At 56.0% G+C, this 6,958-nt stretch carries 7 protein-coding genes; 1 reads left to right on the top strand and 6 read right to left on the bottom strand.

The window, feature by feature from the left end; all coding sequences use genetic code 11:
* Positions 1-595 precede the first annotated feature (595 nt).
* Positions 596-1,780 carry a serine hydrolase gene (locus tag FB593_RS25570; RefSeq protein WP_414896270.1) on the top strand — a complete coding sequence of 395 codons (1,185 nt, stop codon included), beginning with the start codon at positions 596-598 and terminating at the stop codon, positions 1,778-1,780.
* A 3-nt stretch (positions 1,781-1,783) separates the two neighbouring features.
* On the opposite strand, the gene FB593_RS27970 is transcribed toward FB593_RS25570, so the two are convergent.
* From FB593_RS27970 to FB593_RS25540, 6 genes are all read right to left on the bottom strand, one after another.
* A complete protein-coding gene (locus FB593_RS27970) occupies positions 1,784-2,458 on the bottom strand; it encodes a DUF930 domain-containing protein (RefSeq protein WP_321186331.1) in 675 nt (224 codons plus the stop codon).
* 36 nt (positions 2,459-2,494) lie between these two features.
* Positions 2,495-3,514: a serine hydrolase domain-containing protein gene (locus FB593_RS25560; RefSeq protein WP_145167303.1), complete on the bottom strand. Its 1,020-nt coding sequence runs from the start codon at positions 3,512-3,514 to the stop codon at positions 2,495-2,497.
* Positions 3,515-3,529: 15 nt separating this feature from the next.
* On the bottom strand, positions 3,530-4,492 hold the full coding sequence (locus FB593_RS25555) for an alpha/beta hydrolase family protein (RefSeq protein WP_145167302.1): 963 nt from the start codon (positions 4,490-4,492) through the stop codon (positions 3,530-3,532).
* An 18-nt stretch (positions 4,493-4,510) separates the two neighbouring features.
* Complete coding sequence (locus FB593_RS25550; RefSeq protein ID WP_145167301.1) at positions 4,511-5,518, bottom strand: serine hydrolase domain-containing protein; 1,008 nt, start codon at positions 5,516-5,518, stop codon at positions 4,511-4,513.
* Positions 5,519-5,733: 215 nt separating this feature from the next.
* The gene (locus tag FB593_RS25545; protein ID WP_145167300.1) at positions 5,734-5,952 is read right to left on the bottom strand and encodes a hypothetical protein; all 219 of its coding nucleotides are present in this window, start codon (positions 5,950-5,952) and stop codon (positions 5,734-5,736) included.
* On the bottom strand, positions 5,949-6,854 hold the full coding sequence (locus tag FB593_RS25540; protein ID WP_145167299.1) for an alpha/beta hydrolase: 906 nt from the start codon (positions 6,852-6,854) through the stop codon (positions 5,949-5,951). Before FB593_RS25540 ends, FB593_RS25545 begins: the two co-directional genes overlap by 4 nt.
* Positions 6,855-6,958: the final 104 nt, after the last annotated feature.

Here is a 6,958-nt window from a genome sequence, read left to right as displayed (position 1 = left end):
AAAGGCCAGAAAACAGGCCGGACATATGACCGCACCGTCCTTATTTGGGAAATGCAGGAGGAAAAGATCTTGCCAAGCGGGCCGTTCCACATATGTGATTTTGGCCATCTCGAAGAACAGACGAGGAAACTGTAGCTTTAGGCGGCTTGCGCGTCCGCTCGTCGCAAAATGGCAAAATCAACCCTATTGTGACGGAGGGGGAACGTCACATTCGACTGTCACTGTTAGGTACACCCAAATGCGCCACAGGTTGGAATCCTGTCGCAAAAACCCCCTGCCAATTCACTCACTTTTGCAAGCGACTTTTGCCACCAATTCTCGAATGATTTCAGCGAGCGGCTGGTACGCTGAAAAGTCAGGATTTTCGCGACAAATGCGAACCCGCTGACATCGCTCTTGGCATTTCCACGACAGGGTAGAGGATTCATGCTTTCTTAAATACGAATCCAATTCGTAAAATTTTAGCTTTCTTGTTGCGCAAATACGGCACTATTAATTCGCCATCAATCATCAGCATCAGGGTGGCGTGACGATGCGCAATGTATTTTGCAGACTAAAAAAGCGGTCTTTGGTCGCGTTCGCTGTTGCAGCCGCAATGAATATTTACGCGGCGCAGGCCTATGCCGGGTCTGCGCACTTTGTTGTTGATGCAAACACAGGCAAGGTGCTGAGTTCTGAGAATGCGGACGCTATAAATTATCCCGCATCGCTCACGAAAATGATGACCCTGTATCTGACCTTTGAGGCACTGCATAATGGCCGCTTGTCGTGGGCGCAGTCCATCACCATGACCAAAAACGGAGCGAACACCATTCCCACAAAGCTTGGTGTCCCGGCCGGAAAGACATTTACCGTCCGTGAGGCGGTTCTCGGCATGATCATCAAATCCGCCAATGACGCGGCCGAAGCGATGGGCGATCATCTTGGCGGATCGGAAGCGCAATTCGCTGATATCATGACACGTAAGGCCCGCCAGCTCGGTATGAGCCGCACCACGTTTCGGAATGGTTCTGGCCTTCCCGATGGCCGACAAGTAACGACAGCGCGCGACATGGCGACCCTCGCTATCGCCTTGATGCGAGACTATCCAAAAGAATATCAGCTCTTTGCGCAGCGCTCTTTCATGTTCCGGGGACGAAAGATCACCGGCCACAACAATCTGATGTATCGCTACAAGGGTATGGATGGCATCAAGACCGGCTACACCAATGCCTCCGGCTTCAACCTCGTCAGTGCCGTGAACGACAATAACAGACATGTTGTCGGGGTCGTCCTCGGTGGAAAGACAGCTCGCAGCCGGGATGCTCGGATGGCCTCGCTGCTGGATGCCACAATGCCGAGAGCATCCGTTCGGAACGGTACAGCGATCGCTCGTCTCTCCGTCAAAACCGATTTCGACCTTGCCCAGGAAACTATCCCCCTCCCTGTAGTGGCCGATCGAGCAGCTCCAACTGAGGTCGCTTCGATCAGCAACGAAATGACGAACTCGATCTCTGCATCGGTGGCAAAACCAGCCACAAGCGAGCGTGGCGGATGGGAAATCCAGATCGCCGCATCCGACTCCGATGCAGCCGCCCAAAACCTGCTTGCCAAGGCAAAGGCGGATGCTCTTGGTAGATATGGCGCGATCTCCCCCTATACGCAGAGGACCACAAGCCGCTCTGACACACTCTATCGGGCAAGATTTACGGGTTTCGGCAGCCGGTCTGCGGCCATTTCAGCCTGCAAGGCGCTTAAAAGCCATTCTTATGCGTGCCTCGTGCTTCCGAACAAGGGATAACGTTCAATCGAGTGATCCACTCTCATCGGGCAAGCTATGCTCGCCCCACTCCTCTTGCGGAATGGGTTCCCCCACCAGAAACTCAAACGCGGCAACCTTCTTGTGATCCGGGGTCAGCTCGCACTTGAATTTAAGCGCGTACCAGTCCCGCTTGCTGTGGAGCGCTGCGCCATCCGCTGAAAAGGCATTCCCGACCATCTTCGGGTCCGTCATCGCATAGGCTACCAAACGATCGGGCCGAAGATCCTTGCTCCATGCGCCGACCTGGGCCATGGCTTCGAGGCCGCAAAGCTGCTCGACCTGATCAGCGGGTGCAAGCGCCGCCAACTCCTTTCTCGCCTTTCGGCTACGGGGATCATCGAGAACCTTCTCCGACAACATGCGCGACGGCTTCACCATCGCGGGCGTGTCATCCTGTGGCTCGGCTTCCTGAGGAACTGTCGGCGTCGCTTTTTCCTCGGATTTGCCGACCGAAACAGCATCCTCCTGAGCGGCAAGAGGCTGCTGGCGCGCGGGTTCGTGCTTCTCTTGCAAAACTGGGGGCGGGAGATTCACAATCTCCACCTCAATGCTATCCTCTTGTGGCAAGGGCATTTGCACAGGAACCGGCAAGAGCAATGCGAGGGCGCAAAGCGCGATGTGCAGAAAGGCAGATGCAGCAAAGCTCCATCTGCTCAACTGATCCTCCACCCCCGCCCGCCGCATCACCACGCGTCACGGCGCTGCAGCGGCGAGCTGCTGCAACAGCTTGATGAAATGGCTTGTCCTCACGCCTTTCGCGTTCTGAGCCAGATCGACGGTCTGCGCGACAACCAGGTGCTTTGACGGCACGACGGCAATCGCCTGACCGCCATAACCGGACGCCAACGCCGCGCCGGGGCCGAAGACATCGGGGTTCAACGTCCACCAAAGATAGCCGTATCCCATGCTGCCACGATCGGTAGAGGAATAGGCCGTGGTTGACGCCTTCACCCAGGACGCAGGAATGACCTGCCGGCCACTCCAGCGTCCTCCGTCAAGAAAGAGCTGGCCGAAGCGGGCCGCGTCTCTGGCGCTGAGGCGAAACGGATAGGCGGGGTGGCTGGAATGCCGCTCAGCCACATACTTGCCGTCCCACGCTAAGAAATCCTGCATGCCGATCGGCTGGGCGATGCGCTGCGCGAAGCTCTGGAAAATGTCCTCGCCGGTCTGCTGCCGGTAGATCGTGCCGAGCGCGTTGAAATCCCAATTGTTGTAGAACCAGAACGTACTGGGCGCATGGCTTCCCCGCTCCGGCCTGTTTCGCCGCATGTCGCCGGTTTCATAGGCGGCCGGATGGTAGATGCCGGATCGCGCCATGAGCAGGTCGCGGATGGTCGCCTGCTTCTCGGTCGCCGTCAGGGCTGGCGGTCTGTCGTCAATGCCGAGATCAGCAAGGGACCTGCCGAGATCGATCCGGCCTTCCGAAACCGCCATGCCATAGAGGGCGCTGAGCAGGCTTTTTCGAATAGAGGCGACATTCATCTTGCGGGAGATATCGCCCCAACTGGCGATCACCTTGCCGTCCTGCACCACCATGACCGCCGTAGGCTTCAGGCTGGCGGCATAGTCTTGTGCCGCCTTCAATCCATCGCTCGACCAGCCGGCATCTGCAGGATCGGCGCTTTGCCACGGCTGAGCGCTCGCATTTCCTGCGATCACAGATGAAAAAAGAGAAATCAGAATGGCAAAGAGATTCCAACGATACGGCCGCATACTACCTCCAAACGCTCATTGTCTCCGCGCGACGTTGAGCGCTCGATTAAAAAAAACGACAACCTTCCGGTTGAATTGTTCGTGGAAGGCTGCGCGATCGAAGCCAGCCGGCCCCTTGCAACTGCGCCTGTTTTTGTCTCCGGGCTCACATGGCCGGGAAAATGCGAAGTGATCTGCACCTTTTACGAGTTGGTATTCTGGCGAGGCTGGAAGCCTCTCCAAAAGGGGCGCCGTGTTTGTCGACACGGGTGCTCTGTCGTCTTTCTCTGCAGCCCAAAGCTGGATCGGTATCTGCACCTTAGCCAACCCATCTCGATCGAATGAAAACCCCAACGCGGGCGCAGCGATGACAGCAGCCTTGATCCGGTTGTCATGAGGCCATTGATATGAAACCGCGTCCTTTCCGCCCAACCGCGAAAGTTCAGCGTCCAGCTTCAACCTGCAAGCAAATTCGGCTATGGCTTTCCGACAATATTCCCGTGCCAGAGCAGCACTCGGAGACGCCCCGGACGCAACCAGTACCGTGAAGCCGCCAGCAGAAAACCCGAATGCTCCTATACGGGAACGATCAACCGTGGCGCGGCCCTCCCATTCGGATTGCATGTAGTCGAGAACACGGGTGACATGGCCGATGCGTTCGATCAGCCATTTGCGTGCAGGGTCACGATCATCGCCCTTGGTGTCGCCGGGGTGAGCGATTGCAACGACGATGTAGCCGGCATCCGCAAGCGCCTCGGCAGTATCGCTATGAGCCGCAAGGCCGCCTCCGTTTCCGTGCGAGATAAGGACCAGCGGATGAATTGCCGTGCTCCTTGGATTAGCCGTATCGGGAAGCCATATGGCAATTTTGATGGGCTTCCCGTTCCCATTCTCGACGCTGCGTTGCTGATAGGCTGAAGCAATCGAGTTTCCGAACAGGAAGAACGGTGCAAGGAGAATGAAGGTCGCGGCAGATCGCACAACGGAAGAAAAACGCATGAATGCACCTAGCCTCTTCTATGGAGCAGCGGCTGCGATCTTCCGCATGAGCTGGAAGAAATCCCGCATGTCTATGCCGCGCTTGTTTTGGGCCGGGTCCACGGTCTGCACCACAACCAGGCGCTTCTCCGGCATATAGGCCACGACCTGGCCGCCATAGCCGGCATTGAATGCGCCGCCCTGTCCCCACTGATCAGTGCGCAACGTCCACCACATATAGCCGTAGCCGCTATTGTGGTCGGGCGGCTGCGACAACGCCGTGGTGGATTCCCGCACCCAAGCATTGGGAATGACATGCCGGCCTTCCCACTGGCCTCCGTTGAGGAAAAGCTGTCCAAAACGCGCAAGGTCGCGGGCGCTCATGGTGAAGGGGTAGGCCGGATGAACCGACGATTTTTCGAGGGAATAGCTGCCGTCACGCGCTGAGAAATCCTGCATGCCAATCGGCTGGGCGATGCGCTGCGCGAAGCTCTTGAAAATGTCCTCGCCGGTCTGCTGCCGGTAGATCGTGCCGAGTGCGTTGAAGTCCCAATTGTTGTAGAACCAGAACGCGCCGGGCGCATGACGCCCCCGCTCTGGTCGCTTCTGGCGTATATCAGCAGTTTCGTAGGCGGCGACGTGGTAGATTCCAGATCGCGCCATGAGCAGATCGCGGATTGTCGCCTGCTTCTCGGTCGCCGTAAGCGCCGGGCGCTTGTCGTCAATACCGAGATCGGCAAGCGTGCTGCCGAGATCAATCCGGCGTTCTGCCACCGCGATCCCAAAGAGGGCACTGAGCAGGCTCTTGCGGATAGAGGCGACATTCACCTTGCGGGACACGTCGCCCCAGCTGGCAATCGTCTTGCCGTCCTGCACCACCATGACCGCCGTGGGCTTCAAGCTGGCAGCATAGTCTTGTGCCGCCTTTAGCTTGGAAACGGACCACCCAACAGATGCAGGATCGACGCTTTGCCAAGGCTGTGCGCTCGCGCCGCCCACTAAAGCAATCATGAAAGCTGAGACGATAGCAAAAACAACTGTACGCATAAAATGACCTTGGCAGAAAAAGGACAGCTTTTATCGACCATCACGGCACAAGCATGGCCTCAGTGTCTTCGCTTTACGAATTCGGGTGTCTCGGAAAGAGACCTTCGCTATCCGCCACCTTCCAAGAGCCTGTCGCGATAATCCGGAATTTTATAGCTGACTTCTGCAGCATCCGAAATTCAGCATTTTCAAGACAAAATCCGCACAAACTGTTGTCAGTTCGTTTTCCGCTTTTCCTGAGAAGGCATCTCGTTGAGCGTTTTGACAATGTCGCTGTCCGATTTACCGGCAGCACACATTTCAGTTGCTGTCTCCGCCGCATCAACCATATCGTGAAAGTCGGGACCAAGCGCCTTTTCAAGCGAGAGGAACTGGACTGAAACTCCTTGGCCTTTTAGCGCCCCTATATACCGTTGATGAACAGCAAATTTCACGTTGGTGTCGCGGGGGTCGCGAGGATAAAAACCCGTCTATTAGGGTCCGTAGGTATCATTTTTGTTGATGCGATGGGATCGAGAACAACAGGATTGTTCGTATCAGGGCTATTATAGGTCGCGAGGTAATCTCGGAAAGCGCCGGGCGCAGAAGATATGACCGCGCCGAGAACGCCGCCGCCGCTGTGACCGCCCAAGGACCATTTTTCAATCCCGTACTTTTCCTTCAATGCGTCTACGCCAGCTGTGACAATATTTGCCTCTATCTTCCTCTCTCTCATCGTATAATGGCGACCGGCACTAGCGTAGCTGCCGGGACGACCGAGAAAGACGGAAGGGATACCGAACCGCTCCGAAAGTTTGCGCTCCTGTTTGATCATGGCATCAACGCTCAATCCCTTGAGCCGTTTGTTGGGTGGGCTTTCATGTGCACCCATGATGTCGCCATGGAGCCAGAGTACCGCGACAGGGTTGTGATCAGGCTTCAGACCGGCGGCATAATATCGGAGGCAGTAATTTTCTCCGTCAGCTTTGACCCATACGGCGGTATTCTGCTTTTCAAGAGCCGAGCATGCTTCCCGCGAATACGAGATCCCCTGCGTTGCTGCCTCGGGATCGAATACTTCTCCGTCAGAAACGAACTGGCTAAATGCAAACGAACAGCTCGCAGCGAAGAAAGCTAAGGCAAGCACAGGTTTAGTGACGTATCGGAACATGGGCATCTGCCAGAATTTGTTGCTGGGAGGTCGGCAACTAATTCTTAAGCCTTCTACAGCCCGTCGATAAGACATAAAGAAATTGATTAAATTTAATCTAAATTTTTCATTAATTTCGACGTGTCGCGAAATTCCCAAGATTTGCTCGACGTGATAAACCGAGGTCTGTTGGAAGAAGGGATTCATCAGCTTATTCCCAGATATTGCCGTTCACCCCGTAGACCCCGCCAAACCGCAAGATCGGTCGAGCGAGTTGTATCCAGAAGCGCTTAATTGGTGTCGCCACGGAG

The organism is Rhizobium sp. SJZ105, from assembly GCF_007828365.1.
Classification (GTDB): Bacteria; Pseudomonadota; Alphaproteobacteria; order Rhizobiales; family Rhizobiaceae; genus Agrobacterium; species Agrobacterium tumefaciens.
Note: the sequence above shows the minus strand (reverse complement) of the source record. Positions and strands in the feature narration are given on the sequence as shown.